This window comes from Streptomyces sp. NPDC021212 (assembly GCF_044332925.1).
Lineage (GTDB): Bacteria > Actinomycetota > Actinomycetes > Streptomycetales > Streptomycetaceae > Streptomyces.
Genome location: NZ_JBIRPZ010000004.1, coordinates 197,988 through 223,324, shown reverse-complemented (window position 1 = coordinate 223,324; position 25,337 = coordinate 197,988). Strand labels below are relative to the sequence as shown.

Here is a 25,337-nt window from a genome sequence, read left to right as displayed (position 1 = left end):
GTGGTCTGTCCTCGACGCGCAGGGGCGCGTCCGGACGAGGTGATGTCAGTCGCTGTCATCGAGAGCGTACCACCACGATGTCAGTCACTGTCATCGCGTAGGATCGTGGTCATGGGTCGATGGGAGCCGGGCGCGCGTGAGCGACTTGAACGGGCGGCATTGGAGCTCTATGTCGAGCGGGGATTCGAGCAGACGACGGTCGCGGAGATCACCAACCGGGCGGGCCTCACCGAGCGGACGTTCTTCCGCCATTTCGCCGACAAGCGCGAGGTGCTGTTCGCGGGTCAGGTCGAAGTGCTGGAAGCCTGCGCGAACGCCATCGCCGCTGCGCCAGAAGCCGCAGCTCCCCTCGACGCGGTGGCCGAGGCCCTCCGGACTCTCTCCGTCCGCTTGCAAGAGCGTCGCGAACTCTCCCGGCAGCGTCAGACCGTGATCGCCGCGAACGCCGGGCTTCAGGAGCGCGAGCTGCTGAAGCTCGCCTTGCTCGCCTCGGCCATGGCCGACGCGCTACGCCGACGTGGTGTCGCGGAGCCGACCGCGAGCCTGATCGCCGAGGCCGGGGTCGCGGTCTTCAAGGTCGCGTACGAGCGCTGGATCGGCGAGCCGGGCGGGCGGATGCTGGCTGACATCGTCCAGGACTCCTTCCACCAGCTCAAGGACGCGACCGCGGGCAGGACCTAGCGGCACAACCGGGCCTTCGCGTCCCCGCCCGGCGGTCATGCGACCGGCGGCATGGTGCGGCCGGTGGTGCCGGTGGTGCCGGTGGCGCTGCGGGCCGCCGAGGCGACCGTGGCCTCCGCCTCGCGCCGGGTCAGGCCGGTATGGAGCGCGGCTTCGACGAGGGCCGGGGCCAGTTCGGGCCCCGCGCCCGTCTCGTACGCCCGGCAGGCGGCCCAGAACAGCCGGTCGTTGCGCCGCCCTTCCTGGGATTCGCGGACGAACCGTACGAGGGCGGCGTCGCGCCCGGCCGTTCCGCCGCCGCTCGGGTGGGCCGGCGGCGTACGCACCGAGGGTTGCAGCAGGCCGAGGAGCGCGGGTGGTGCGGGCGCGGGGCGCCAGGCGGGGGAGCCGGGCGCCAGGCGGTAGCGGCCGCGTGACGTGGCCGAGCCGGGGCCGACGAGATAGCCGCCCGTCCCGCGGATGTCGATGCCGGGGGCGATCCGGCCTGCGGAGTTGGGGACGGTGAGCCCGGGCGGCCCGCACAGCCACAGGTGGCGCCCGCCGCCGGGGGTGAGCACGGTGACGGTACGGGGGACCGTGAAGGCGTGCCGGCGGGCCAGCCGCGCGAGTGCGGCGGCGCCGTCGACGCGCGGTTCGTGCTTGAGGTCGAGATCGAGGCCGACGAGATGGTGCGGGGCGCGGCCGCAGGCGATGCCGTAGCCGGTGGCCCAGGGGGCGGCGGCGAACAGCGCCCGGATCGCCTCCGGGTCGGCGGACGCGTCGTGGACCCCGTGGCCGAGCCGCCCGCAGGCGCCGCGGCAGGGCAGGGGCACGGGGTCGTGGTGGTGAGGGGAGCGTACGGCGGGCAGCTTCGCGCGGGTCAGCGGGATCACGCGGAAGCCATGGGCCGCGGCGGCAAGGGCATGGGCGAGTGGAGTGTTCGCCATGTCTTCCATTTTCGGACAAGTGTCCGATAAGAGGAAGGGGGCCTGCCCGTCGGGTCGGCGCTCGCGGCGGCGCGTCGGGGTGCTCGGGGGTGTGCGGGTGCGTCGAAGGTTTGAACGGAGTTCATCATGCTTGCGTGGTAATACGTCGTTCGGTGCGGTTCGTCTGCCGTGTGGTGGGCAACTTCCGTCATGGCAAGTGTTCGCGCATGACCGGCACGAGTGAGTAGTGGTGATTCATTGAGGGAAACGGGACGGGTGAGGTCGTTTACGGTCACGCGGCGGCGCTTCGGTGCCGCCGCGCGGTCGTGTTCGGGCAGTGTTTGGTCAGTTCTTGACAGCATCAATTTATCTGACGGATAGTCAGAAAGCTTTCCCGTGCGGTCGTACGACACCGTCGAGCCCAGGGGAGTCCGCTGCTCATGCACCTCGCCCCCACGCCCCGCCAGCGGCAGCTGCGCGAGGAACTCCGCGCCTACTTTCGCGAGCTGATCACTCCTGAGACCCGTGCGTCCCTGCCGGGCGACCCAGCAGGGCAGCGGCGCCTCTTGCGGCGGATCGGCGCCGATGGGCTGCTCGGACTCGGCTGGCCTGTCGAGTACGGCGGCCAAGGGCGCGGCCCCGACGAGCAGTTCGTCTTCTTCGACGAGGCGTACCGGGCGGGCGCACCGGTCTCCATGGTCACGCTCAACACGGTCGGCCCGACCCTGATGCGGTACGGCACCGAGGCGCAGAAGCGGTTCTTCCTGCCGCGCATCCTCAGCGGTGAGATCGTCTTCGCCATCGGCTACTCGGAACCGGAGGCCGGCACCGACCTCGCCTCGCTGCGCACGAAGGCCGTGCGCGAGGTGAACGGGGCGAAAGAGGGGTGCCGGACCGGGTTCGGCACCAGTGCCGATCCTGATGGCGCGGGCACCGAATCGTGGCGGATCGACGGCGCCAAGACCTTCACCAGCAACGCGCAGAACGCCGACTGGATCTGGCTCGCCTGCCGCACCGACCCGGCGGCGCCCAAGCACAAGGGCATCTCGATCATCCTGGTGCCGACCGACGCCCACGGCTTCTCCTGGACGCCGATCGAGACGGTCGCGGGCCTGACCACGACCGCGACCCACTACGACGCGGTCCGCGTCCCGGCCTCCCACCTCGTGGGCGAGGAGAACGGCGGCTGGGGGCTGATCACGACTCAGCTCAACCACGAGCGGGTCGCGCTCGCCGCCATCGGCATGCAGGCCGAGGACTTCTACGACGCCGTCCTCGCCCACGCCCGTACCCCCGATCCGGACACCGGGGCCCGGCTCGCCGACCAGGACTGGGTACGGGCCCGGCTGGCGGAGGCGCACGCCCGGCTGGCGGCGACCCGGCTGCTCAACTGGCGGCTGGTCGGGGACGTGGGGGCGGGGACGCTGAGCCCGGGCGACGCGAGTGGCGTCAAGTTCGCGGGAACCGAAAGCGCGGTGGCGGTGTACTCCCTATGTCAGGAAATCGCGGGAGAGGCGGGGCTGATCCGGTCGGGGTCGCCGGGGGCGTTCGGGGACGGCGAGCTGGAGCGGATGAACAGGGCCGCGCAGATCAACACCTTTGGGGGCGGGGCGAGTGAGGTGCAGAGGGAGATTGTGGCGACGATGCGGCTCGGCATGCGGCGGGGGCGGCGATGACCGCTGAGGCGGCGATGAGCGCCGAGCCGGAGGAGCTGTACGAGAGGCTGAGGGCGTACGAGGGCCGAGTGGCGGCGAGCGGCGGCGAGGGCAGGGACCCGGTCAACGAGCCCATGATCAGGCACTGGTGCGAGGCGATGGGCGACACCAACCCCGCCTATCCGGGCATCGCACCGCCGACGATGCTCCAGGCGTGGACGATGGGCGGGCTCGGCGGGCACCCCGGCGGCTCGGCCCGGTCGGAGGCGTACGACGAGCTGCTGGCGCTGCTCGACGAGGCGGGCTGCACCTCGGTCGTCGCCACGGACTGCGAGCAGGAGTATGCGCGGCCGCTGCGCCCGGGGGACCGGATCACCTTCGACGCGATGATCGAGTCGGTGTCACCGCGCAAGACGACCAAGCTGGGCACGGGACACTTCGTCACCACGCGGATGGACATCCGGGCGGGCGGTGAGCTGGTCGGGACGCATCGCTTCCGCATTCTCAAGTACGCGCCGGTGCGGCAGACGCCGAGGCAGAAGCAGGCGCAGGCGCAGGAGCCGGAGCGGAATCCGGAGCAGGCGCAGGCGCAGGAGCCGAGGGCGAAGCGTCCGCGTCCCGTCATCAACCGGGACAACGCGGGGTTCTGGGAGGGAGTCGCCGCCCACCAGCTGCTCATCCAGCGCTGCACCGGGTGCGGCACCCTCCGCTTCCCCTGGCTGCCGGGGTGCGGCGGCTGCGGTTCGCCGGAGTGGGACACGGTCGCGGCCTCCGGTGCGGGCACGGTGTTCAGCTATGTGGTCATGCACCATCCACCCTTCCCGGCCTTCGATCCGCCGTATGCCGTGGGCCTGATCGAGTTGGCCGAGGGCGTCCGCATCGTCAGCAATATCACGGGGGTTCCGTACGACAAGGTGCGCATCGGGATGCCGGTCGAGCTGGAGTTCCTGCGGGCCGACGACGAGCTGGAGCTGCCCGTCTTCCGAGGGGCGGTGGCCTGATGGACTTCACGCCCACCCCCGAGCAGCAGGCCGCCCGGGATCTGGCGGCGGAGATCTTCGGCGATCTGTCCACCCACGAGCGGCTGTCGGCTCTCGGCACCGGTATCGACGGCGAGCTGTGGAAGGCGCTCTGCGCGGCAGGGCTGCCCGCCGCCGTGGAGGAGATCGGCCTGGTCGGTCTGGTGCTGCTGCTGGAGGAGCAGGGCCGGGTGACCGCCCAGGTGCCGCTCGCGGCGAGCTGCGCGTATGGCCTGCTGCCGGTGGCCGTCCACGGCACGGCGGAGCAGTGCGCGCGGCTGCTGCCCGCCCTCCGGGACGGTACGGCGGTGGCGACGGCCGCATACCGGTCTGGCTCCCGCCCGGCGGCCTCGGCCCGCCGTACCGCCGCCGGATGGGTGCTGACCGGCACGTTCCCGGTGGTCCCCTGGCTGCGGGCCGCGACTCATGTGCTGGTCCCGGCGCTCACGGAGGAGGGGCACACACGCTGCTTCCTGATCGAGGCCCCGTCCACCTCTGCCCCAGCCACCCCTGCCCCGACCGCTACTGGTGCCACGCATGCCTCCGGTGCGCCCGTCCGGACCGAACCCGTCGAGACCACCGCGCCCTGGGCGGCGGGAAGGCTGACGCTCCACGGCGCACCAGCCGAGCCGCTCGGGGGCGACGGCGCCTGGGCCGATGTGCTCGGTAGGGCCCGTACCGCCTTCGCCGGGGTGCAGGCGGGCGTCTGCCAGGGTTCGGTGGCGCGGGTGGTCCACCACACCTCCGTCCGCGAGCAGTTCGGGCGCCCGCTCTCCGCCCAACAGGGCGTGCTGCTGCGCACCGCGGATGCCCATATGGACACCGAGGCGATCCGGGTGACCGCCTATGAGGCGGCTTGGCGCTTCGACCAGCGGCTGTCGGCGGCCACCCATGCGCTCACCACCGCCTGGTGGGCCTGTGAGGCGGGCAGACGGGTCGTCCATGCGGGGCAGCATCTGCATGGCGGCATCGGCGCCGATGTGGAGCATCCGGTGCACCGGCACTTCCTGTGGGGGCGGCAGTTGGACGCGTATCTGGGCCCCGCCCTCGCCCTGCTGGCCGAGCTGGGCACCCTGCTCACCGAGGAGGCGGCCGCATGACGGTCACGATCCGTGCAGGCGAGGCGCTGCCCCCGCTGCGTATCCCGATCACCCGGACGCTCATCGTCTCCGGCGCCCTCGCCTCGCGGGACTACCAGGATGTGCACCACGATGCCGAGGCGGCCCGGGAGAAGGGCTCTCCGGACATCTTCATGAACATCCTGACCACCAATGGCCTGGTCGGGCGGTATATCACCGATCACTTCGGGCCGCGGGCCCGTCTTCGGAAGGTCGCCATCCGGCTCGGTGCCCCCAACTACCCCGGGGACGAGATGGTGTTGACCGGAGAGATCAGCTCGGTGGCCGACGGCACGGCGGAGGTCGCGGTGACCGGGACGAACGCCATAGGCCGCCATGTGACCGGCACGGTCACGGTGGAGCTGCCCACAGGCACGGGCACAGGCACAAGCACCGGCTCCCCGACCGGAGCGGCCCGATGAGCGCCCGCCGGCCGGACCGGCTCGGGGGGCGGGCGGCCATCGTGGGCATAGGCGCCACCGAGTTCTCCAAGGACTCCGGTCGCAGCGAGCTGAAGCTCGCGGCCGAGGCCGTCCGGGCGGCGCTGGACGATGCGGGGATCGCCCCGGCCGAGGTCGACGGGCTGGTCACGTTCACCATGGACACCAGCCCCGAGATCACCGTGGCCCAGGCGTGCGGCATCGGTGAGCTGACGTTCTTCTCACGGGTGCACTACGGCGGGGGTGCCGCCTGCGCCACCGTGCAGCAGGCCGCGCTCGCCGTCGCCACCGGGGTCGCGGAGGTCGTCGTCTGCTACCGCGCGTTCAACGAGCGCTCCGGCCGCCGCTTCGGATCCGGGGTGCAGCACCGCGAGCCGTCGGCCGAGGGGGCGGCGCTCGGCTGGTCGCTGCCCTTCGGTCTGCTGACCCCCGCCTCCTGGGTCGCCATGGCCGCGCAGCGCTATCTGCACACCTACGGTCTGACGCCCGAGGTCTTCGGTCAGGTGGCCGTCGTCGACCGCCGCCATGCCGCCACCAACCCGGCCGCGTATTTCCACGGCAAGCCGATCACCCTGGCCGATCATGCCGCCTCCCGCTGGATCGTGGAGCCGCTGCGGCTGCTCGACTGCTGTCAGGAGACGGACGGCGGCCAGGCGATCGTGGTCACCAGCGTCGAGCGGGCCCGTGACCTCCCGCGCCCGCCCGTCGTGATCACGACGGCGGCGCAGGGCTCGGGCCGGGCGCAGGAGCAGATGACGAGCTTCTACCGGGACGATCTCTCGGGGCTACCGGAGATGGGCGTGGTAGCGCGGCAGTTGTGGGGCGGCAGCGGGCTGAGCCCCGCCGACGTCGATGTGGCCATCCTCTATGACCACTTCACGCCCTTCGTGCTGATGCAGCTGGAGGAGTTCGGCTTCTGCGAGCGGGGAGAGGCGGCCGGCTTCGTCGCCGAGGGCGCCCTGCCGCTCAACACCCACGGCGGTCAGCTCGGCGAGGCCTATCTGCACGGGATGAACGGGATAGCGGAGGCCGTCCGCCAGATACGCGGCACCGCCGTCAACCAGGTGCCGCACGCCGCCCGTGCGCTGGTCACCGCAGGCACCGGAGTACCGACATCCGGGCTCCTCCTCGGCGCAGACGGCTGAACCACGCGCGTGTCTGCGGCACCGACCCTCCGCTGTCCACATTGACTCCTCATATGAACCGAGGAAAGAAGAGCAGATGGATGTTCATGGGCTGGGCTGCCAGTCTGGTCGCGGTGCTGGTCACAGCGATCACCGGCCCCGCCTCCGCCTCGGCGGAAGTCCTCCCCGACCCGCGGCCCCTGGGCGCCAAGGTCTTCCAGGGCTGGGGCTTCGACACCTGCCACGCCCCCTCGCTCGCCGCCCTGCGTGCGTGGAACGTCTCCCGGTACCGCGCCGTCGGCGTCTACTACGCGGGTCGCGGCCGGGCCTGCCCCAGCCAGCCCAACCTCAGCGTCTCCTGGATGCGCGGCGTGAAGAGCATGGGGTGGCGTGTGCTGCCCATCTTCGTGGGGTCCCAGTCCCCCTGCGTCCGCAACAAGAACAAGAGGCATGTCGCCATCGGCAGCACGCCCTGGGCCCAGGGGCGCGAGGAGGGGAAGGAGGCGGTGGCCCGCGCGAAGGCGCTGGCGATGAAGAAGCGCAGCGCGCTCTACCTGGACATGGAGGCGTACGACCAGGGGAAGGCGAGCTGCGCGGCCACCACGCTCTCCTTCATCCGGGGCTGGAACCGCGAGGTGCGGTCGCACGGCTTCTTCCCCGGTTTCTACAGCAGCGCCGAGTCCGGGGTGCGCCATCTGGAGAGCTCCCGGAAGGCGGGGTTCCGTGATCTTCCCTCCGTGATGTGGTTCGCGCGCTGGAACGGGAAGGCGATGCTGGCCGGTGAGCCGGTCCTGGCCACCAGGGCCTGGCAACCGCACCGCCGCATCCATCAGTACGTGGGCAATGTGAACGAGAAGCACGGCGGCCGGACGATGCGGATCGACCGCAACAAGGTGGACGCGCCGGTCGCGATCATCAGCTGAGCCGTCGGCCGTCGTAGGCCGTCGCAGGGGGGGACCCTCTCCGGCACAACCCTGACGGAAGTCCTCTCCTCTCCATCCCCAGGAGGTGTTGGCAGCCCTACCCCTACAACCTCAGGTTGATTCGGCTTCGGCACTTGTGGCCGATCCGCGGTGAGCGCTCGCTCCCTAGCGTTGGGGGCATGACCACGACCGTGTGCCCAGGGGCTTCCCCCGCCGCGTTCCCGTCGTTCACCTCGTACGTACGGGCGCGGGAGCCGATGCTGCTGCGCACCGCCCGCTCGCTGACGCCCAACGTCTGTGACGCCGAGGATCTGCTGCAGACCGCGCTGGCCAAGACATACATCGCGTGGGAGCGGATCGAGGACCACAAGGCGCTGGACGGCTATGTGCGCCGGGCGCTGGTCAACACGCGGACCTCCCAGTGGCGCAAGCGCAAGGTCGACGAGTTCGTCTGCGAGGAGCTGCCCGAGCCGGACCCGGTTCCCGCCCCCGACCCTGCCGAGCAGCAGGTCCTGCGCGACATGATGTGGCGCGCGGTGCTGCGGCTGCCGGGCCGTCAGCGGGCCATGGTCGTCCTCAGGTATTACGAGGACCTGAGCGAGGCTCAGACGGCGGAGGTCCTCGGGGTGTCCATCGGCACGGTCAAGAGCGCCGTCTCACGCGCCCTCGTCAAGCTCCGCGAGGACCCGGAGCTGTGCCGCGCGGCTGCGGCCTGACGGCGAGCGGTCCGAGAGGGAAAGGGCTCCGGGGCGAGGCGTTCCAGGGCGAAGGGGGGTCCCCGGGACCAAGCTGGGTAGTGACATACCGGCCGGTCGCTTGCACAATCGGCGGACTACCCGCGCGTAACCGTAAAACCCTGGAGGCCACGGTGCTCAGCACGATGCAGGACGTACCGCTGACCGTGACCCGGATCCTCGAGCACGGAGCGCTGGCCCACGGCACGGCTCAGGTGGTCACCTGGACCGGTGGGGGTGAGCCGCAGCGCCGTAGCTTCCACGATGTGGGCCTGCGCGCCACCCGGCTGGCGAACGCGCTGCGCGACGAGCTGGGCGTCGAACAGGGGCAGACCGTGGGTACGCTCCTTTGGAACAACTGCGAGCACCTGGAGGCGTATCTCGCGGTCCCCTCCATGGGCGCCGTGCTGCACACGCTCAATCTCCGGATGCCCACCGGGCAGCTGACCTGGATCGTCAACCACGCCGCCGACCGCGTGATCGTGGTGAATGGTTCGCTGCTGCCGCTCCTCGCCCCGCTGCTGCCCGAGCTGGGTTCCGTGGAGCACATCGTCGTCGCCGGGCCGGGCGACCGTTCCGTGCTGGACGGCTGCCGGGCCAGTGTCCACGAGTACGAGGAACTGATCGAGGGCCGCCCCGAGCGCTTTCCCTGGCCGGTGACCGACGAGCGCCAGGCCGCGGCCCTGTGCTACACCTCCGGAACGACCGGAGACCCCAAGGGCGTGGCCTACAGCCATCGCTCCATCTATCTGCACTCGATGCAGGTCAACAGCGCCGAGTCATTCGGCATGTCCGCGAAGGACACCCTGCTGCCCGTAGTGCCGATGTTCCACGCGAACGCGTGGGGCACCCCGCACGCCGCCTTCATGGTGGGCGCCTCGATGGTGATGCCCGACCGCTTCCTGCAGCCCGCGCCGCTCGCCGACATGATCGAGGCCGCCCGGCCCACCCTCGCCGCCGCCGTCCCCACCATCTGGCAGGGACTGCTCGCCGAACTCGACACCACGCCACGGGACGTATCGAGCCTTGCCCACGTCTACATCGGTGGGTCGGCCTGTCCACCGTCCCTGATCAAGGCGTTCGAGGAGCGGCATGGCATCCGGGTCGTGCACGCGTGGGGCATGACGGAGCTGTCACCGCTCGGGTCCATGGCCCACCCGCCCGCCGGTCTCACGGCGGAGGAGGAGTGGCCGTACCGGGTGACGCAGGGCCGGTTCCCGGCCTCCGTGGAGTACCGGCTGATCGCGCCCGACGGTGCGGTCTTGCCCGCGGACGGGGTCGCAGTCGGCGAACTGGAGGTGCGCGGACCGTGGATCGCCTACGCGTACTACGGAGGGGCGGCGGGCGAGCCCATGCGGCCGGAGGACAAGTTCACCGAGGACGGCTGGCTCAAGACCGGCGACGTCGGCACGATTTCCCCGGACGGCTATCTGACCCTGACCGACCGGGCGAAGGACGTCATCAAGTCGGGCGGCGAATGGATCTCGTCGGTCGAGCTGGAGAACCACCTGATGGGCCATCCGGAGGTCGCCGAGGCGGCGGTGGTGGCGGTGCCCGACGAGAAGTGGGACGAGCGCCCGCTCGCCACGGTGGTGCTGAAGGAGGGCGCCACCGTGGACTACGCGGGGCTGCGGGAGTTCCTCGCCGAGCGGGTCGCGCGCTGGCAGCTGCCGGAGCGCTGGGCCCTGATCCCGGAGGTGCCGAAGACGAGCGTGGGGAAGTTCGACAAGAAGGTCATCCGGAAGCGGTACGCGGACGGGGAGCTGGACGTGACCACGCTCGACTGAGGGCCGTTGCCCTGGGCCGGCGCCGATTCGCCTCGGTCGGCGCCGATTCCCCTCGGGGCCGGGCCCTCAGTTGTTGCCGATCTTCGCCAGCAGGTCGACGATCCGGGCCTGCACCTCCGCGCTCGTCGAGCGCTCCGCGAGGAACAGCACCGTCTCACCCGAACTGAGCCGCGACAGGTTCGCCGGGTCGATGTCCGCGGAGGTGTAGACGACCAGCGGGGTGCGGTTGAGCAGCCCGTTGCCGCGCAGCCAGTCGACGATCCCGGCCCGGCGGCGGCGTACCTGCATCAGGTCCATCACCACCAGGTTCGGCCGCATACGTCCCGCGAGCGCCACCGCGTCCGCGTCCGTCGCGGCCCGTGCGACCTGCATGCCGCGCCGCTCCAGGGCCGCCGTCAGCGCCCCCGCGATCGGCTCGTGTTCCTCGATCAGCAGGACGCGCGGCGGATGCTGTTCGCTGTCGCGCGGGGCGAGCGCCTTGAGCAGGACGGCCGGGTCGGCCCCGTACGCCGCCTCCCGCGTCGCTTGGCCGAGCCCCGCTGTCACCAGCACCGGCACCTCGGCGGCGACCGCTGCCATCCGCAGCGACTGCAGCGCCGTCCGGGTGATCGGCCCGGTCAGCGGGTCGACGAACAGCGCAGCCGGGTACGCGGCGATCTGCGCGTCCACCTCGTCACGGGAGTTCACGATCACCGGGCGGTAGCCGCGGTCGCTCAGCGCCTGCTGCGTGGACATGTCCGGCGCGGGCCACACCAGGAGGCGGCGCGGGTTGTCCAGCGGCTCCGGGGGCAGTTCGTCGTCGGGCGGCGGGGTGCGGTCGTCGACGATCTCGATGGCCCCATTGGGCCCGTCCAGCGGCTCCGGCCCCTCCGCTCCCTCGTCCGGCGCGCCGATCGCGAAGGCGCGCCCCGAACTCTGCGGCGACGCCGGGCGGGGCGGCTGCGGCCCCGGGCCGGGCTGGGTGCGCGGCTGTGCTCCGGGCGGAGGCCCGGCCTGGCCAGGGGCCTGCGCCGGGGACTGGGGGTGGGCGCGGCCGGCCGCGGGTTCCAGCTCCGCCGAGGTGTTCTGCTCCGCCATGTCGGGCCGGGCGGCCAGCTTGCGCCGCCTGCCGGACCCGGAGGTGGCCGTACCGCCGGAGGGCGTCTGGGGCTGCTGTGGCTGGGGAGTGCGTTGGTGTTCGCTGACCTGCTGCGCGAACGGCACCCCTTGGCCCAGCGTGCGCACGCTGAACGCGCGCCCCTGGGTGGTGTCCGCGCCGTGCGGGGCTCCGTGCGGGGCGTCCTGCGGGGGGCTTTGGGGCGCGTTTTGGGGAGCCTGGGGCGTCTGGGGGGCGTTCTGATGCGGGTTCTGGCGCGCGTTCTGAGGTGGGCCCTGGGGCGGCGCGTTGCGCGGGACCTCGGGAGGCAGCTGCTGCGCAGGGGGCTGCGCCCCGGGCGCGGACTCCGGCTGCTCCTCGGAGAGGGGACGCCGGGCGCGGCGCCGCCCGGTGGGCTGGGCCGCCTGCTGGCCGCCGAGGGAGTCCTGCGGCGCCTCGCCCCAGGCGGGCTGCTGCTGTTCGGGGGCGCGGGCCGCGGGGAGCGCGGGCATGGCGGACTCACCCGCTCCGGCGCCCGGCCCTGCGCCTGGCCCGGCACCTGGTCCGGCCGTGCCCGGACGCGGGGCCTGCGGCCCACCCTGCCCTTGGGGCCGGCCCTGCTGGGCCGGTGCCTGCGGGGCCTGCTGCGGAGCCTGAGCGGGACCTGACGGCCAGCTTCCGTTGCGCGCGGTGCCGCCCGGGGGCACGGGCTCGCCCCGTACGGCCAGGCCACCGCCCTGCGGCTGGGCCTGCGCCTGCGGAGCGGCGCCGACGCGCGGGTCCCGGCCGCCGTGCTGCGCGGGGACCAGCCCAGCGGGCCCCGCCGGGCCCAGCTCGGGCGGCAGCGCACCGGGCTGGGCCCGGTCGGCCGCCGCGGGCGGCAGCGCGAACGGAGACCGCGCGGCGCCGGCTTCCCCCGCGGGCTGCGATTGCGGCTGTGCCTGGCGTTGCGTCTGGGCCTGAGGCTGTGCCTGGGGCTGCTCGGGCACCGACCGGTTCGGCGTCTCGGTCAGGGGCCGCCGGGCGCGGCGGCGGCCGCTGGGCTGGCCCGCCTGATCGCCCTCGGCGGAGTCCTGGGCGGCGTCGCCCCAGGCGGGCTGCTGCTGTTCCGGGGTACGGACCGCGGGGAGCGCGGGCATGGCGGACTCGCCCGGACCGGCCGAGCCCGGACCGCCCCCGGCGGGACCGTTCGCGTCCGCCGCCGCCGGAGGCAGCGCGAAGGGGGAACGGCCGCCTCCGCCCTGGGCGCCCTGCTGGGGCGGGTACGGACCGCCGGCCTCCTGGGCCGGGGAGCCGCGCCGCCGACCACCCGCGGCCGGGGGCTGGGGCTGAGGGGCCATGCCCTGCGGCGGTACGACGCCCATCGCCGCGGGGCCGACCGGCTGCGCACCGTGCGCACCGGCACCGGCGCCCTGGCCGTCCGTACCGTCGGTGGCCGCCGCCGACGGGTCCTCGTCGGGGCGCGGGCGCCCCCGGCGCCGCCCGGTCGGCCGCGGCTGGTCCTGCTGCTGATCGGTACCGGCCGCCGCGGGGAGTGCGGGGGGTGCGGAACGGTTCTGCGCACCGCTCGTGTCCGCCCCCGAAGCGACCTGCGGATCGTCCTGCGTATCGCCGTCCGCGCCGCCGCCCGAGGTGCCCGCGTCCGCGCCGGTTCCGCCGCCGGGGGTGCCCTGTCCCTGCGTACCGTGCGTACCGTCCGCGCCCCCGGACGCCGCCTTGGCGTCGGCCTTCGCGCGCTCCTGGTCCGCGGCGTCCGCGGCCGCCGCCGAGATCGGCACCTCCAGGACATAGGCGTGCCCGCCCATGCCCGGCATCTCATGCGTCTGCAGCACACCACCGTGCCGGCGCACGATCCCGCGCACGATCGGCTCGTGCACCGGGTCGCCGCCCGCGTACGGCCCGCGAACCTCGAACCGTACGACGTTGCCGCGCTGCGCCGCCGCGACCACGATCGTCGAGTCCCCGGACGCGCCGCCCCCGCCCGAGGCCGCCTTGCCGGTCGAGTCGACCCCCGCCACGTCCGCGATCAGATGGGCGAGCGCCTGGGCCACCCGCTGCGCGTCCACTTCGGCCTCGATCGGCGGGGCGTGCACGGCGAACTGCGCACGCCCCGGGCCGATCAGCTCGACCGCGCCCTCCACACCGGCCGCCACGACCTCCTCCATCGAGACCGCGCGCCGGACCAGCTCCTCGCCGTCCGCGTCGAGCCGCTGATAGCTCAGGACGTTGTCGACGAGCGTGGTCATCCGGGTGTACCCGGCGGCCAGGTGGTGCAGGATCTGGTTGGCCTCGGGCCACAGCTGCCCGGCCGGGTCGTCGGCCAGGACGCCGAGTTCGCGGCGCAGCTCCAGGAGCGGACCGCGCAGCGACTGGTCGAGCACCGCGAGCAGCTGGCCGTTGCGGGCGGCGAGGGCGTCCAGCCGCTCCGCGTACGTCTGCCGCTCCCGGTCGAGCTGTGCCTGTAGCTCCTCCAGCGCCTTCGCGTGCTCGTCGCGAAGCTCCTCCAGCTCCTTGCCGTGCTGCGCCGTGAGGCTCTCCACCTCCTCGGCGTGCGTCGAGGCGAGGGCTTCCTCGGCGCGCCGGTCGGTGAAGGTCATGACGGCGCCGACGAGTTGCTCGCCGTCCCGTACGGGCGCGGTCGTCAGGTCGACCGGTACCGGGCTCCCGTCCTTGGCCCACAGCACCTGGCCGCGCACGCGGTGCTTGCGGCCGGAGCGCAGGGTGTCGGCGAGCGGGGACTCCTCGTACGGGAAGGGGGAACCATCCGGGCGCGAGTGGTGTACAAGAGAGTGAAGCTCCTGACCGCCCAGGTCACTGGCCCGGAAGCCGAGGATCTGTGCCGCGGACGGGTTGACGAGGACCACCTTGCCCTCGGTGTCCACGCCGACCACGCCCTCCGCGGCCGCGCGCAGAATCATCTCGGTCTGGCGCTGCTGGCGGGCGAGTTCGGCCTCGGTGTCGAGCGTCCCGGTCAGGTCCCTCACGATGAGCATCAGCAGCTCATCGCCCGTATAGCTGTACTGATCCGCGTACGGAGTCCGCCCGTCCTCCACGTTCGCGCTGGTCACCTCCACGGGGATCTGGGCCCCGTCGGTGCGCCGCGCGATCATCCGGGTCGGCTTGGTGCCGGTGGCCCGTTCCGCGTCCTCGGGCCTGCGCATGGACCCGGGGATCCGATTGGGATCGAAGGAGGGGAGAAGATCGAGCAGACCACGGCCCACGAGCGCGGTGCCCGGCGCCTCGAAGAACTCCAGCGCGATGTGGTTGGCGTTGACGATCGTGCCGTTGCAGTTGACCAACACCAGCGCGTCGGGAAGTGCGTCGAGTATCGCTGCGAGGCGAGCAGCGCCTCGGGATGGCCTGCTGCTCACGACGACGCTTCCTCCCTGACTTACCGCACCTTGCTGACACCCGCGGTCATTGTGCCGCCCGTCCGTGGAGTGTCTCAGGGGAGTCTACGGGCACCAAGGGCGGGCGCGGCGGTAGATGAGAGGGAGGTCGCAGCACGACCTGCACGTCTCGGCGCACGCCCGGACAAACCTCGCGGGCCCCTGTGCCGCACACTCCCGGCCCAATCCCCAGGTCAGCTCCCAGGCAGACGCAAAACGATCGAGAAACGATTCCATCGGGCGATTTCACATCCGTTCGTTCGCGTGAAGCGAGCATTGACGGGACGACCCGCCCAGTGCCCCCGCACCGTCGCCGTGGCCTCCCCGCCGTACTGCCCCGTGCACATCGCCCCGGGCGGCACCGGCGCGAACGGATCCCGCCCCCACACGGTCTGCTCCTCCAGCTGCCGGCAGGCGGCCCGGGCCCGGGGGTGCGTACCGCCGGTGGGATGGCACGCCAGTACGTACCGCACGGCGTCGAAGTACCGGCCCGTCTCGCTCACCCTGATGACGAGACGGTCGGAGCTCTCCCCGTCGTACGACACCGGCAGCGGCAGCGGCGTGGCCCCCGCGGGGCTCAGCGCGGCCACGGTGGCGGCGACGGCGGCGGCGGTGGTGACGGCGAGGCGATGCAGCAGGGGCATGTCAGTACTCCTGGTGTGATCGGACCGGGGCACGCTGCCCCTGCCCCTGCTAACGCGCCTCCGCCGCGGGCGTTGCGCCGCCATCCGGGCATTACGCCCCCAAAGAGCTTTGCGGTCCCGCCCGCCTGCCGAGTACCGTAGGCCGCGATTGGTGACATCCCGCTGGGCTGTGACATCATCTGCACACACCACATCGCGCTCGCGCGACACGGTGTGCTGGAGGCTTCGCCTAGTCTGGTCTATGGCGCCGCACTGCTAATGCGGTTTGGGCCCTAAAGCCCATCGAGGGTTCAAATCCCTCAGCCTCCGCTTCTCGAGAGCCCCGGTCGATCGCGACCGGGGCTCTCGCGCGTACGCCCTCCGAGTGACGAACCCCCTCCGCAGCGTCACCCCGCCGAAGTGCTCCCGAGCCGTCGCCGGCCGGGCCTCCTCCCCCGCTGCGGTGGCGGGTCTCGCCGACCTCAAAACAGGTATTTGCGCAGGTCAGAGTGGGTGAGGGAAACGGATTTCGCGTGACGGCGCAGGTCATGTAATGTTGTCCCCGCAACGCCGACCGGCAAGAAAAACCGCCGGGAAGCCAAGCGCTCGTAGCTTAACGGATAGAGCACTTGACTACGGATCAAGAGGTTGCAGGTTCGAATCCTGCCGAGCGCGCAGCAGCTCAGAGGCCCCTTCCACTCGTTGGAAGGGGCCTCTTGCATGTGCGTTGACATCCAAACTGACATCAGCCGCCGGGCGGGCGGGATCAGGCTGGAACGGGGACGCCGCTCGGGCCGTCATCGTCATCGCCGCCGCTGATGTCACGCAGGGCATCGCCGACGCGGTCGAAGGCCGAGCGCTGAGAGTCCAGCCGGACGAAGGTGTAGATGTCCATCGTCACGCGGATCGAACTGTGCCCGAGCACTTCCATGATCATCCGTGCGTCGGCTCCCTGCTCGTGGAGGAGGGATGCGCAGGTGTGCCGGAGGTCATGGAAGCGGACGCGCCGGACACCCGCCTTGTCGCACAGGAGAGTGAAGGACCGGTTGAGGTTGCGCGGTTCGATGGGTGTTCCGTTCTTCGTGGTGAAGACGAGATCGCTGCCGTTGTCCTTCCACCTGTCCCCGGCCGCAAGCCGATCCCCGTGCTGCTGGGCACGGCGAGCCCGGAGCGCCGTCACACACTCAGCGGGCAGTGCGACCCGGCGGGCCGACCGCTGAGTCTTCGGGGCGGCTATCAGCAGTTCCCCGCCAACGCGCTGGAGGGTCTGCCGGATGGTGATCGTCCCGTCCGTCAGGTCCACGTCCTTCCAGCGGAGGCCGAGGACTTCCCCGCGACGCAGGCCGATCCGTACGGCCAGCTCGTACGCCGCCCAGAGCCGGTTGCCACGTGCCGCCGCCAGGAACTGACGACCTTCCTTCACGGTCAGCGGCTCTATCTCTCGCTTGGTGCCCATGCTCAGCTCCACGTTCTTGGCCACATTGCGGGGCAGCTCGTCCTCGCGTACTGCGTGTTGCAGCGCGGCCCGCAGCAGCACCAGGAGGAACCGCACGGTCCGGTCGGATGGGTACGACTTGCAGCACTGGCCCAGCGCGCAGCAGCGTTGTTTCCGCTCAGGGCGCGCCTTGTCCTTCCTCTGAGCGCAGCACTGGCAGGTACGGGCCGTCGTGGCGAGGAAGGTCCGGATGTCTCGCGCGGTGAGCCGCGCCAGCTTCTTCTTCCCCAGGCCCGGAGCGAGGTAGTTCCGTACGAGGGAGTCATAGGCCGCGTACGTGGCCGGACGAACCTTGATGCGCGCGACGTTGGCCAGCCAGTACGTGAGGTATTCGCCCAGGCTCAGCTTGCTCGTGACGATCGGAATCCCGCTCTGCGAATCCGCCTTGAGCCGGGTCAGCTTGTCGTGCACGTCGTCCCAGCTCTTGCCGTAGACGAAGCGCCGTTTGTACGTGCCGTCGGGCGTGAGGACGTACGCGGCTCCGTGCCAACGGCCGTCCTTGCGCTGGACGATCGTGCCCTCTCCGTTGACGTTCCTCTTGCCCATCAGGCGGCCTCTCGTTCGGTCTGGCGTGCGATGTAGTCGTGCAGTGCGGTTTCGGTGATGCGTCGGCAGCGGCCGATGGTCAGGGAGGCCAGATCGCGGGAACGGATGAGGTTGTAGACCGTCCAGCGGCTCACCTGGAGCCGGGCGGCGACCTGGTCCACGTTGAGCAGCCCCGGAGTCACAGCCACGGGTCTCCTTCTGTCTTGCGGCGTTCGGCTTCATCGCGTGCTTGGGTGAGGTCGTGGCGTACCTGGGCGGCGAGGAGTTCTTCGCCGGGGCTGTATCCGGAGGCCAGGTATTGCCAGTGGGAGACCACGAGGGTGGTCTCGTCGTCCAGCTCGGGCCGGTCGTCGTCGGCGGCGCGGGCTTGCTCGGTACGCCAGGTACGGCGGACGTCGCGGAGCGCGCCGAGGGTGGTGGAGTAGCGGCGGGATTTGCTGGAGAAGTGGCCCCGGAAGCCGAGCATGTGGGCCCATTTCCAGAGCTTGAGGTCGGCGAATTCCGGCAGGTGGCCGAGGTGCCATGCGGTGCGGATCATCTGGCGGATGTGGCTGTGCACGCGCAGGTCCGCGATGGGCTCGGACTGTCCGGTGCCGTCGCACTGGCCGCACAGGTCCCGGAAGCCGTCCGGACCGCGCTGGTACCCGCGTCCGGTGCAGTGGGTACAGCGCAGGGAGCGATCTACCGTGCCGGAGTCCTCAGCGCTCTTGGTGGCGTACTTGGCGACGTAGGCCGCTACCTTCTGATCGGTCAGTTCGCTGTCCCCCAGGGCCGCGATTTCGCGGATGTCGATCTGATCGCCCCAGGTGATTTCGCGTTCGCCGATGGCGCCGGAGGCCACGGTGAGCACGGCGCGTTCACGCGCTTCCTTGACCGCGTGGGTGAGCGCGTCAGCGGTGGCCCACTGGGGTGGAGGCTGGTTGCTGCCTTCGGGGCCGTCGAGGCGGATCACGGTGTGGAAGTGGACCTGGCCGCGCTGCTGGTACTCGGCGACCTTGGCGAAGGAGACGCGCACGGCTGCTTTCAGCGCCTTCTGGGTGATGCCGAGGTGGGCGGCCAGTTCGCGGCGCAGGTAGGTGGTGAAGCGGGCCCACAGGGCTCCGGCGTGGGCGTTCCACAGCACGGCTCCGGCGTAGTCGTAAGTGGCCGGGAACAGCGGCGTGCCCAACGCGGGGTCGTCGGCGGGGTGGCGTTCGCCGCAGCGGCAGGTCAGGGTCTCGCCCGCGTCCGTGGTGAGCCGGTTGTGGACTGGCCCGAAGGACGGCGCGGTGAGGGTGACGAACAGGCGCGGGTGGGTGCGGACGGTTTCCGGGACGTTCTTGCCGCCGGAGAGTCCGGCTCGGATCAGGTGGTAGGTGTCGGCTGCGTAGAGGCGGGAGCAGGAGGGGCAGCGGGAGGAGCGGCGGTTGCCGCAGGCGGTCAGCAGGCGTCCGGTGGGTTCGTCGGCGGTGCTGTAGGAGCGGAGCACGGTGTCCGTCGCCGCGTCCCGGGTCTCGGTGGAGCCGATGAGCTGGACGGGTCGGGTGCAGCCGCGGATTTGGTTGATCTGGTCGTGGATGCGGTCGAAGTTGGGGTGGTGGGCGAGGTGGATGAGGTCCCGCAGGGCCAGGCTCGCCACGTGGCGCAGGTCCAGGGGGGCTTTCACGGGTGACGCGTCCTTTCGGGGGAGAGGGCCCCAAGCAGCACCAGGCCAGGGGATGAGTGCTGCTCGGGGCATGACGGACCGAGCCCGGTGGGGGCTGAGGGTCTGGGTGCCGGAACGGCCGGCGGGGGGATCAGGCGGAGAGCTGGGCGTGGGCGGCGGTGGCCAGGGGCAGCGCGACGCCGAGGCGGGCCCGGAGCTGGGTTGCGCTGATGGGTTCGCCGTGTTCGGCCTGGTAGGTGTCGGCGATGGTGCGGGCCGCTTTCAGCAGTGGCGCGGGCACGGTGACCGCCGGGGAGGTCTCCGGCTTGGGCGTGACCGGCGGTGCCACCGGTTCGGGGGCCGGGGCAGGCGCACTCTCGACCACCGGCGCTGGGTCTCCCTCTGGCTCTGGGGCCGCCTGAGTGGCGGTGCGAGCCACGGCGTGGAAGTGGCGCAGGAGCTGCGGACCAACTGCTCCCCAGCCCAGCAGGAGGAGCGGAGCGACCGCGTCCACGGCGGCGCGGCCATAGTGCTCGGCGACGATGGGTTCGGCGATGTTGAGGGCCAGGGTCAGCAGCCCGGACAGATGCATGAGCCGGGTAGCGGCTTTGATCTGCTCGGCGGGGACGCCGCGCAGGGACAGGTAGCGCAGGGCCACCAGGAGGCCGACCACGGACAGGTCCACCATCGGCGCGATCAGCGGCGCGATCGGGGCGGGGACGCCGAGGCGCAGGGCCAGGGCCCAGACGTTGCCGAAGGAGAAGACGAACGCCAGGGCCGCGATGATGCCCATGACCACGGTCACGGTGCGCTGAGTGATCCGGTCCTCAGACATGGGGGATTCACCTCCTTCCGGGTGTCGGGATGATCGAGCGAGGACGAGTCAGGCCGCTTCCCACTTTGGGATCGGGCTCTCGGTCCACAGGACGGAGGCCGACAGTTCTTCGAGGAGTTCGGCGGGGTCGCGGGTCAGGTGGGCGGTGTCGGCGGCGATGCGAGCCGCGTCCGCGTCGGCCACGTACGGCGTGCGAATCCGGGTGAACCCGGGACGCCCCTGGTGAGCCATGGAGGCAACGCCGACGTAGGCCGGGTCCTGGAGAGCGGTCGGGTTGCGGTCCGGCCAGTTGCGGATGTCCTCCCCCAGCGCGACCACGGCCGCCTCAGCGGTCTTCTGCGCGAAAGACATGCCGACCGGGCACACGTCCCGGATGAAGGTGGGGATGGCATCCCCGGTCGCCTTCTGCGTCGCGATGATCACCAGAATGCCGACGCTCCGGCCCTTCTTCACCAGGTCCTCAACCAGCCGCGCGTTCTCGGCTGCCAACGCGGCGAGCTTCTTGGTCTGCGGGTTCGACCCCTTGTAGTCACGGAAGTAGGTGTGCGCCTCATCCACGATGAGCACGGTTAACGGCCAAGAGGCGGAGGGCCCAACGTGCCACATGTTCTTGACGCCCAGCAGGGCACGGACGGACGCCGAGCGGCCCCGCCGCAGCTTCACCAACCGCTTGAACAACGCGTTCGCCTCCGTGAGGTCATCGCCGACGAACGCGAACGCCCGCTGCGCCAGGTCGGCGTAGTCGCCCTCATGGGATGAGGTCACCTTGCCGTCGGCCACCGCGTACTGAATCGCCGCCGAGGGCGCGGTGTCGCACAGGAAGCGGTTCACCAGGGACGTCTTACCGAAGCCGGGCAGCCCGGCCACGGTGACCCCGGGCACGTCCGACAGGCTCACGTCCACCGGCTGCGCGTACTCGTCCAAGCCCAGGCGCCACAGGGCCAGTTCCTCGGGCACCTCACCGGTGGGGGTGTGCTCGGTCGGCACGACCAGCGGATCAACCCGCACCCCACGGATCACGAGCTGCCCTGGCTGGTCCGGGAGGACGGAGACCCGAGCGCAGCGCCAGGCGTCGGCCAGGTACGGGGCTGCCCGCTGGAACTCCGCCAGGCTGACCTTCGGCAGGCACACCGCGCGCACCAGGACCCCGTAGCGGTCTGCGGTGACCTTGATCTTGGGGATGAGGATCTTGGGCTTGGGCACCTTCCCGTCCGGTGCCACGATCACGGCCGGAGGGGTCTTGTCGGTCACCGACAGCCCGGCCATCGGAGCCAGCCGACGCCAGCCACGGCGGACACGTATCGCCTGCCGGATGCTGGCCCGCGTCATCGCGTCGGCGCGTATGTAGCGCACCAGCCACCACAGGGCCCATACGAGGGCCGGGGCCAGGGCCGCCCCGGCCAGAGCCGGGGCAGACCCAATGACTTCCTGAATCGTCACAGTGCGTCCTTGTAGAGGAATCGGTAGAGGGAAATACGGAGTTCCAGCAGGTCACGGCCGGAGGTGAACGTCGGGTAGCCGTGCGCTTCGATCACCTCGGCCACGTCCAGCGCCAGGCCGTTGGTGAAGCGCGAATCGGTATCCCCGCTCTCTGGGGCGACTGGGTAGGACCGTTCGGGAGTGGGCGTCACTTGGCCACCGCCGCAAGCTCCAGCTTCGCCGCCCGGTAGGCCACGCCCTCGGACAGTTGGCCGTTGAAGATGCGCGCCCACGGGGTGGCGAACAGGTCCGTCACCCGCACCGGGGTGCCCGGCTGGAGACCGTCCGGCAGACCGCTCTCCGGCACGGTGAGCTTCATCTGCTCCGCCCGGCCCTCCTCCATGAGGAACACGGTCAGCGTGTGCAGGAACTCCCCGGTGTCGCGGTCGGTGGCGAGGGTCCCGGACTCCGGGTCCTTGATCTTCGGTACCGGGGCGGTGCCAGCGATGAACTGCGTCGAGGGCAGCAGCCCCACGCGGATACGGGTCATAGCCATGCCTTTTGCTCCCTTTCGTTGCCAGCCGCTTGTGCGGCCGGGCCACCAACTATGAGGTAGCTAGGCTAGCTAGGTCAAGTGAGCTAGGTATCTGAGTTCAAAGGTCTGGGTGTGTTAGGTGGGCTAACACGGCTACCCTGGGGCCATGACGCCGCCGACGCACGACGCCCGCCCGCCGTACCAGCAGGCAGCCGAGGCCATCCGGAGCGATATCAAGGCGGGCAAGATCAAGCCGGGGGAACAGCTCCCCTCGCACCGTGAGCTGCAAGAGCGGTTCGGCATCGCCAACATGACCGCCCGCAGCGCACTGCGCGTGCTCCGCGAAGAGGGCTTGATCTACACCGTGCAGGGGCGCGGCAGTTACGTCGCCGACGTGATCGGCCCCGAAGGCGAACTGATCGAGCCCAAGCGAATCGAGAGGCCCCGAGCGGCCTCCGAGGCGGAGACGGACCCGGCCAGCGAGGAAGCCGCCGGGACCCTCGCGCAAGCACTCCTAGAGGTCCGGGAGCAGCTCCGTACCTTGAACGCGGAGGTCCAGACCCTCAAGCAGGAAGTCGCCGAACTCAAGTCGCGGCAGAAGGCATAGGATTTGCCCGGCGGATCATGGCCGGACAGAGCTCAGTGTCGATCGCTGGACCCGCCTGTTGTGCCCTGGCAGGGGATTGCCCTGTGCCCCGCGTCGTGACCCAGCTCGCGTCTATTCGTCGTCCTCGTAGAAGTACTGGGACAGATGGCCAGCCTTTCGGAACTGGGCTTCCAGCCGCTTTGCGGTCTTCCTGACCACCTCTACGGGGTCGCCAAGCGAAGTCAAGTCGAACCATTCGCCACGGACCCGGTACTCGTCCAGCTCGCGATGTATAGCGTTCTCCAGTGCCCGAGTACCTTCCTGCTGCCAGACAACGGCGATTTTCCCCGGGCTCCCGGTTTGCAAGGCCAGTGCCCGCTGGCGCGGGGACAGCGCTACGCCGATCTTGACGGGCTCTACACCTTCGCAGGCCATGAGATACACAAAGGTGCGTCGTTCCTTCGGGACGCTGCTGCCTCGGGTGGGCCTGGGCCGGGGGACGCGGCCTTGTTTTTGGAGTTCGCGTGTCTGGGTGGCTGCTGTTCTCTTCTGCTGCGTGGTCAGCTGGCCGAGGATCTCGGGGGTCTGCTCGTACTCGGCCCTGACCCAGCCATTGACCAGCCCTGCGGCGTAGGCAGCTTGGGGGGTGAATGGCTGAGAAGCGGGATACCGGCGACTCTTCAACCAGGCGTCACTGGCTTTGAGGGACTTGTCGTAAACATATGCTTCTGGGTCAAAATTCTTCAATTTTGCCTGGTGTGCCGCCATATCTTCACTTAACTGTTGAATTCGCTTCTCGCGATCCTTTAGGTCTCGCCGCTTACGGGGCGTCTCTCGGGCCTGGAGGAGCACCAGGAGATCTTCCAGCCGTTCCAGATCACTCGCGGTCTCGTCGTAGCCATCAAGTTCGGCAGGACCTTCCACGGAGAGCAGGTATCCCTTCCGGTACCCGATCCAGTAGGAGCCGAGCAAGTCATCTTCGAGATCGATGTTGAGAACGGCGATGGTGGTTCGCGGATCTTTCACGCTGGCCTTCCTGAATCACCCGCCCCGGATCACGGCCCGGGGCTCCTTCGTGCGTGTGCGAGCACGGTAGTGGGAGGGTCTGACAGATGGCAGTGGGAACAACCCCTGGGCGGTATCGGATTGCTGGGCCGCTACTCCCCAGCGCAGCGATCCGCTTATGGTTTCGGGCAGAATCTGGCCGGTCCCCGCTGGAGGTCCGCCACCTCGGCGCTTACGTCTTCCAGCTCCCCGCGCAGGCGCTCAGCCATCGCCGCGATCTCCGCCAGCAGCGCCCGCTCCTGCTCGGTCAGCACCAGTTCCCCCTTATTTGCTGCGCGTTGGCTGCGCGCACCCCGCATTGCGATCCTTCCTGGCCTTCCTTGCCCGAGCTGTTCAGAGTTTCTTTACTGGATCAAGGCGGCCCGCTTGCGCGGGCCGCGCGCGCTGGCGGCCCGTGGCCGCCGCCCGCTCCTGTCTGCCGCCCCGCTCAGCGGCGCCCCCGGGCCACTCAGCGCGCCACCCCGACTCAGCGACCCACAAGACACAGCCAGCACCGGAAACAGCCGACCCCGTACGCCCCGCCGATCGCAGCGGACACGCAGAAGCAGCGGCACGACCAGGACCGCGCGCCCAACCGGCCAGCCATCGAAGGGCGGCTACGCAGAGCGGCTTACATGGCCAGCCGTCCGCCGACTGCGGCCCTCGCTGTTGTGCGCGTAGGAACGGCCAGCAGCGAGGGAGGGGAGCCCGGGCATGAGGCAGGTCGGTCGTCGTCCCCGGCTCCATGTGGCCGGCCGCCGTACTGCCACCGTCACGGATGCGGCCGCGTGAGCAGACGTGCCGCGCCGGATGTGGCGGGCGGGGAGCAGCTGCTGCCGCGCGGTGGTTGAGCCCGTCGTGGTCGCTCCGCGTCGGTGCCCGTATCGCCGTGGCTGAACAGCGTGTCGTCAACGCATCGCGCATCTCCACCGTCGAACCCACCTCGTCGTGCATGCCTCGCACTTGTCACGATCCCTTTCTTCACCTGGACTCATCCGGGGCAAGGCAATGCCAAAGCGAGCACGACAACCACCCCGGTACCATCGGCACCGGGGTCCTGATCAGGGACTTCCGACCGGACCACCCCTTGGCCTGCCAGGGTTTTGAGGGGTGGTCCGGTTTTCCGTCTGCGGTTGTTGTGCGCGGCCCGGCTCCCCTCCCGCGGAACGGGTTGGAGCGAGCAAGGGAGCCGGACCGCTGACAGCGGACGGTGCAGTGTCCGCCGCCCCCGGGCGTGATGGATGCCATCTGAGGAATGGCGAACGGGGCGATGTCCGCCCCACAGTCACCACACGCCGGGGTTGGGACGGGAGCTGCGGGTCCTTCCCATGGGCAGCAGCCCCCGCCCGGTCTTCAGGTCACCGGTCGCGCTCCTGCACGAGCCCGGCGTTGTCGAGCAGGAACTGCAACGTGTAGCCCAGGCTCCGCACGTGCCAGTCAGCGGACTGCAAGCCGGAGCCGAGGCCCTGAGCCAGCTCGTGCGGGATGGTCTTGAGCCTGCTCTGCCTCTCGTACCAGGCCACGGTGCCCCGGTTCAGACGGGCGATTTGCTTCTCTGCCAGCGGCATTAGTGTCTGGACGTGCTCCACCAGTGCGTTGTACAGATCACGCAGTTCCTCGTACGGAGGCAGTGCCGTCCGCTTCACCAGGGCGCGGACGATCGCCGCCTTGATTACGTCGACGTCCACGTCTGCTCGAAGAGTCTTGTCGGTGCCCATGAGACGCATCCTCTGGCCATTCGCCAGGACGCAGGAACCACCGCCAAATCCCACTTGGGGAC

At 70.7% G+C, this 25,337-nt stretch carries 23 protein-coding genes and 2 tRNA genes; 12 read left to right on the top strand and 13 right to left on the bottom strand.

What is annotated here, in order from left to right:
• Window positions 1-111: 111 nt before the first annotated feature.
• Window positions 112-681: a TetR family transcriptional regulator gene (locus tag ACH4SI_RS12450; protein WP_398295648.1), complete on the top strand. Its 570-nt coding sequence runs from the start codon at window positions 112-114 to the stop codon at window positions 679-681.
• A gap of 35 nt (window positions 682-716) precedes the next feature.
• On the opposite strand, the gene ACH4SI_RS12445 is transcribed toward ACH4SI_RS12450, so the two are convergent.
• Window positions 717-1,607, bottom strand: coding sequence for a bifunctional DNA primase/polymerase (locus ACH4SI_RS12445; protein WP_398295647.1), 891 nt, complete (start codon window positions 1,605-1,607; stop codon window positions 717-719).
• A gap of 419 nt (window positions 1,608-2,026) precedes the next feature.
• Here ACH4SI_RS12445 and ACH4SI_RS12440 point away from each other — a divergent pair, with 419 nt between their 5' ends.
• The 8 genes from ACH4SI_RS12440 (at window position 2,027) to ACH4SI_RS12405 (ending at window position 10,386) form a co-directional block, all read left to right on the top strand.
• Window positions 2,027-3,262: an acyl-CoA dehydrogenase family protein gene (locus tag ACH4SI_RS12440; RefSeq protein WP_398295646.1), complete on the top strand. Its 1,236-nt coding sequence runs from the start codon at window positions 2,027-2,029 to the stop codon at window positions 3,260-3,262.
• On the top strand, window positions 3,259-4,242 hold the full coding sequence (locus ACH4SI_RS12435; RefSeq protein ID WP_398295645.1) for a bifunctional MaoC family dehydratase N-terminal/OB-fold nucleic acid binding domain-containing protein: 984 nt from the start codon (window positions 3,259-3,261) through the stop codon (window positions 4,240-4,242). Before ACH4SI_RS12440 ends, ACH4SI_RS12435 begins: the two co-directional genes overlap by 4 nt.
• Entirely contained in the window at window positions 4,242-5,360 is a 1,119-nt protein-coding gene (locus tag ACH4SI_RS12430; RefSeq protein ID WP_398295644.1) for an acyl-CoA dehydrogenase family protein, read from the top strand. Before ACH4SI_RS12435 ends, ACH4SI_RS12430 begins: the two co-directional genes overlap by 1 nt.
• Window positions 5,357-5,800, top strand: coding sequence for a MaoC family dehydratase (locus ACH4SI_RS12425; RefSeq protein ID WP_398295643.1), 444 nt, complete (start codon window positions 5,357-5,359; stop codon window positions 5,798-5,800). Before ACH4SI_RS12430 ends, ACH4SI_RS12425 begins: the two co-directional genes overlap by 4 nt.
• On the top strand, window positions 5,797-6,963 hold the full coding sequence (locus ACH4SI_RS12420; protein WP_398295642.1) for a lipid-transfer protein: 1,167 nt from the start codon (window positions 5,797-5,799) through the stop codon (window positions 6,961-6,963). The genes ACH4SI_RS12425 and ACH4SI_RS12420 overlap by 4 nt, the downstream gene beginning before the upstream one ends.
• 53 nt (window positions 6,964-7,016) lie before the next feature.
• Window positions 7,017-7,865, top strand: a complete 849-nt coding sequence (locus ACH4SI_RS12415) for a DUF1906 domain-containing protein (protein ID WP_398295641.1) — start codon at window positions 7,017-7,019, stop codon at window positions 7,863-7,865.
• Window positions 7,866-8,044: 179 nt separating this feature from the next.
• Entirely contained in the window at window positions 8,045-8,581 is a 537-nt protein-coding gene (locus ACH4SI_RS12410) for a SigE family RNA polymerase sigma factor (RefSeq protein WP_398295640.1), read from the top strand.
• A gap of 152 nt (window positions 8,582-8,733) precedes the next feature.
• A complete protein-coding gene (locus tag ACH4SI_RS12405; protein ID WP_398295639.1) occupies window positions 8,734-10,386 on the top strand; it encodes a long-chain fatty acid--CoA ligase in 1,653 nt (550 codons plus the stop codon).
• A gap of 66 nt (window positions 10,387-10,452) precedes the next feature.
• On the opposite strand, the gene ACH4SI_RS12400 is transcribed toward ACH4SI_RS12405, so the two are convergent.
• Both ACH4SI_RS12400 and ACH4SI_RS12395 read right to left on the bottom strand, forming a co-directional pair.
• Window positions 10,453-14,832 carry a PAS domain-containing protein gene (locus tag ACH4SI_RS12400; RefSeq protein ID WP_398295637.1) on the bottom strand — a complete coding sequence of 1,460 codons (4,380 nt, stop codon included), beginning with the start codon at window positions 14,830-14,832 and terminating at the stop codon, window positions 10,453-10,455.
• A gap of 212 nt (window positions 14,833-15,044) precedes the next feature.
• Window positions 15,045-15,494, bottom strand: coding sequence for an SSI family serine proteinase inhibitor (locus tag ACH4SI_RS12395; RefSeq protein ID WP_398295636.1), 450 nt, complete (start codon window positions 15,492-15,494; stop codon window positions 15,045-15,047).
• Window positions 15,495-15,712: 218 nt separating this feature from the next.
• On the opposite strand from ACH4SI_RS12395, the gene ACH4SI_RS12390 reads away from it, so the two are divergent.
• Window positions 15,713-15,803: transfer RNA gene (locus tag ACH4SI_RS12390), tRNA-Ser, on the top strand.
• Window positions 15,804-16,075: 272 nt separating this feature from the next.
• A tRNA-Arg gene (locus tag ACH4SI_RS12385) sits at window positions 16,076-16,148 on the top strand.
• A gap of 91 nt (window positions 16,149-16,239) precedes the next feature.
• Here ACH4SI_RS12385 and xerC read toward each other — a convergent pair.
• The 7 genes from xerC to ACH4SI_RS12350 all read right to left on the bottom strand — a co-directional run bounded on the left by xerC (window position 16,240) and on the right by ACH4SI_RS12350 (window position 21,948).
• Window positions 16,240-17,514 carry a tyrosine recombinase XerC gene (gene xerC, locus ACH4SI_RS12380; RefSeq protein ID WP_398295635.1) on the bottom strand — a complete coding sequence of 425 codons (1,275 nt, stop codon included), beginning with the start codon at window positions 17,512-17,514 and terminating at the stop codon, window positions 16,240-16,242.
• Window positions 17,514-17,702, bottom strand: a complete 189-nt coding sequence (locus ACH4SI_RS12375; RefSeq protein ID WP_398295634.1) for a helix-turn-helix domain-containing protein — start codon at window positions 17,700-17,702, stop codon at window positions 17,514-17,516. Before ACH4SI_RS12375 ends, xerC begins: the two co-directional genes overlap by 1 nt.
• Complete coding sequence (locus tag ACH4SI_RS12370) at window positions 17,693-19,159, bottom strand: replication initiator (RefSeq protein WP_398295633.1); 1,467 nt, start codon at window positions 19,157-19,159, stop codon at window positions 17,693-17,695. The genes ACH4SI_RS12375 and ACH4SI_RS12370 overlap by 10 nt, the downstream gene beginning before the upstream one ends.
• 130 nt (window positions 19,160-19,289) lie before the next feature.
• Complete coding sequence (locus ACH4SI_RS12365) at window positions 19,290-19,973, bottom strand: DUF2637 domain-containing protein (RefSeq protein ID WP_398295632.1); 684 nt, start codon at window positions 19,971-19,973, stop codon at window positions 19,290-19,292.
• 48 nt (window positions 19,974-20,021) lie between these two features.
• Entirely contained in the window at window positions 20,022-21,413 is a 1,392-nt protein-coding gene (locus ACH4SI_RS12360) for a cell division protein FtsK (RefSeq protein ID WP_398295631.1), read from the bottom strand.
• Window positions 21,410-21,604 carry a hypothetical protein gene (locus ACH4SI_RS12355; protein WP_398295629.1) on the bottom strand — a complete coding sequence of 65 codons (195 nt, stop codon included), beginning with the start codon at window positions 21,602-21,604 and terminating at the stop codon, window positions 21,410-21,412. The genes ACH4SI_RS12360 and ACH4SI_RS12355 overlap by 4 nt, the downstream gene beginning before the upstream one ends.
• On the bottom strand, window positions 21,601-21,948 hold the full coding sequence (locus ACH4SI_RS12350) for a hypothetical protein (RefSeq protein ID WP_398295628.1): 348 nt from the start codon (window positions 21,946-21,948) through the stop codon (window positions 21,601-21,603). The genes ACH4SI_RS12355 and ACH4SI_RS12350 overlap by 4 nt, the downstream gene beginning before the upstream one ends.
• 145 nt (window positions 21,949-22,093) lie before the next feature.
• Between ACH4SI_RS12350 and ACH4SI_RS12345 the strand changes: the two genes are divergently transcribed.
• Window positions 22,094-22,534, top strand: coding sequence for a GntR family transcriptional regulator (locus ACH4SI_RS12345; protein ID WP_398295627.1), 441 nt, complete (start codon window positions 22,094-22,096; stop codon window positions 22,532-22,534).
• 111 nt (window positions 22,535-22,645) lie between these two features.
• Here the strand turns inward: ACH4SI_RS12345 and ACH4SI_RS12340 are convergent, their stop codons facing one another.
• From ACH4SI_RS12340 to ACH4SI_RS12330, 3 genes are all read right to left on the bottom strand, one after another.
• Window positions 22,646-23,539, bottom strand: a complete 894-nt coding sequence (locus ACH4SI_RS12340; RefSeq protein WP_398295626.1) for a GIY-YIG nuclease family protein — start codon at window positions 23,537-23,539, stop codon at window positions 22,646-22,648.
• A 155-nt stretch (window positions 23,540-23,694) separates the two neighbouring features.
• Window positions 23,695-23,832, bottom strand: coding sequence for a hypothetical protein (locus tag ACH4SI_RS12335; RefSeq protein WP_398295625.1), 138 nt, complete (start codon window positions 23,830-23,832; stop codon window positions 23,695-23,697).
• A 1,083-nt stretch (window positions 23,833-24,915) separates the two neighbouring features.
• Window positions 24,916-25,275: a DUF6415 family natural product biosynthesis protein gene (locus tag ACH4SI_RS12330; RefSeq protein ID WP_398295624.1), complete on the bottom strand. Its 360-nt coding sequence runs from the start codon at window positions 25,273-25,275 to the stop codon at window positions 24,916-24,918.
• Between the last annotated feature and the right edge of the window lie 62 nt (window positions 25,276-25,337).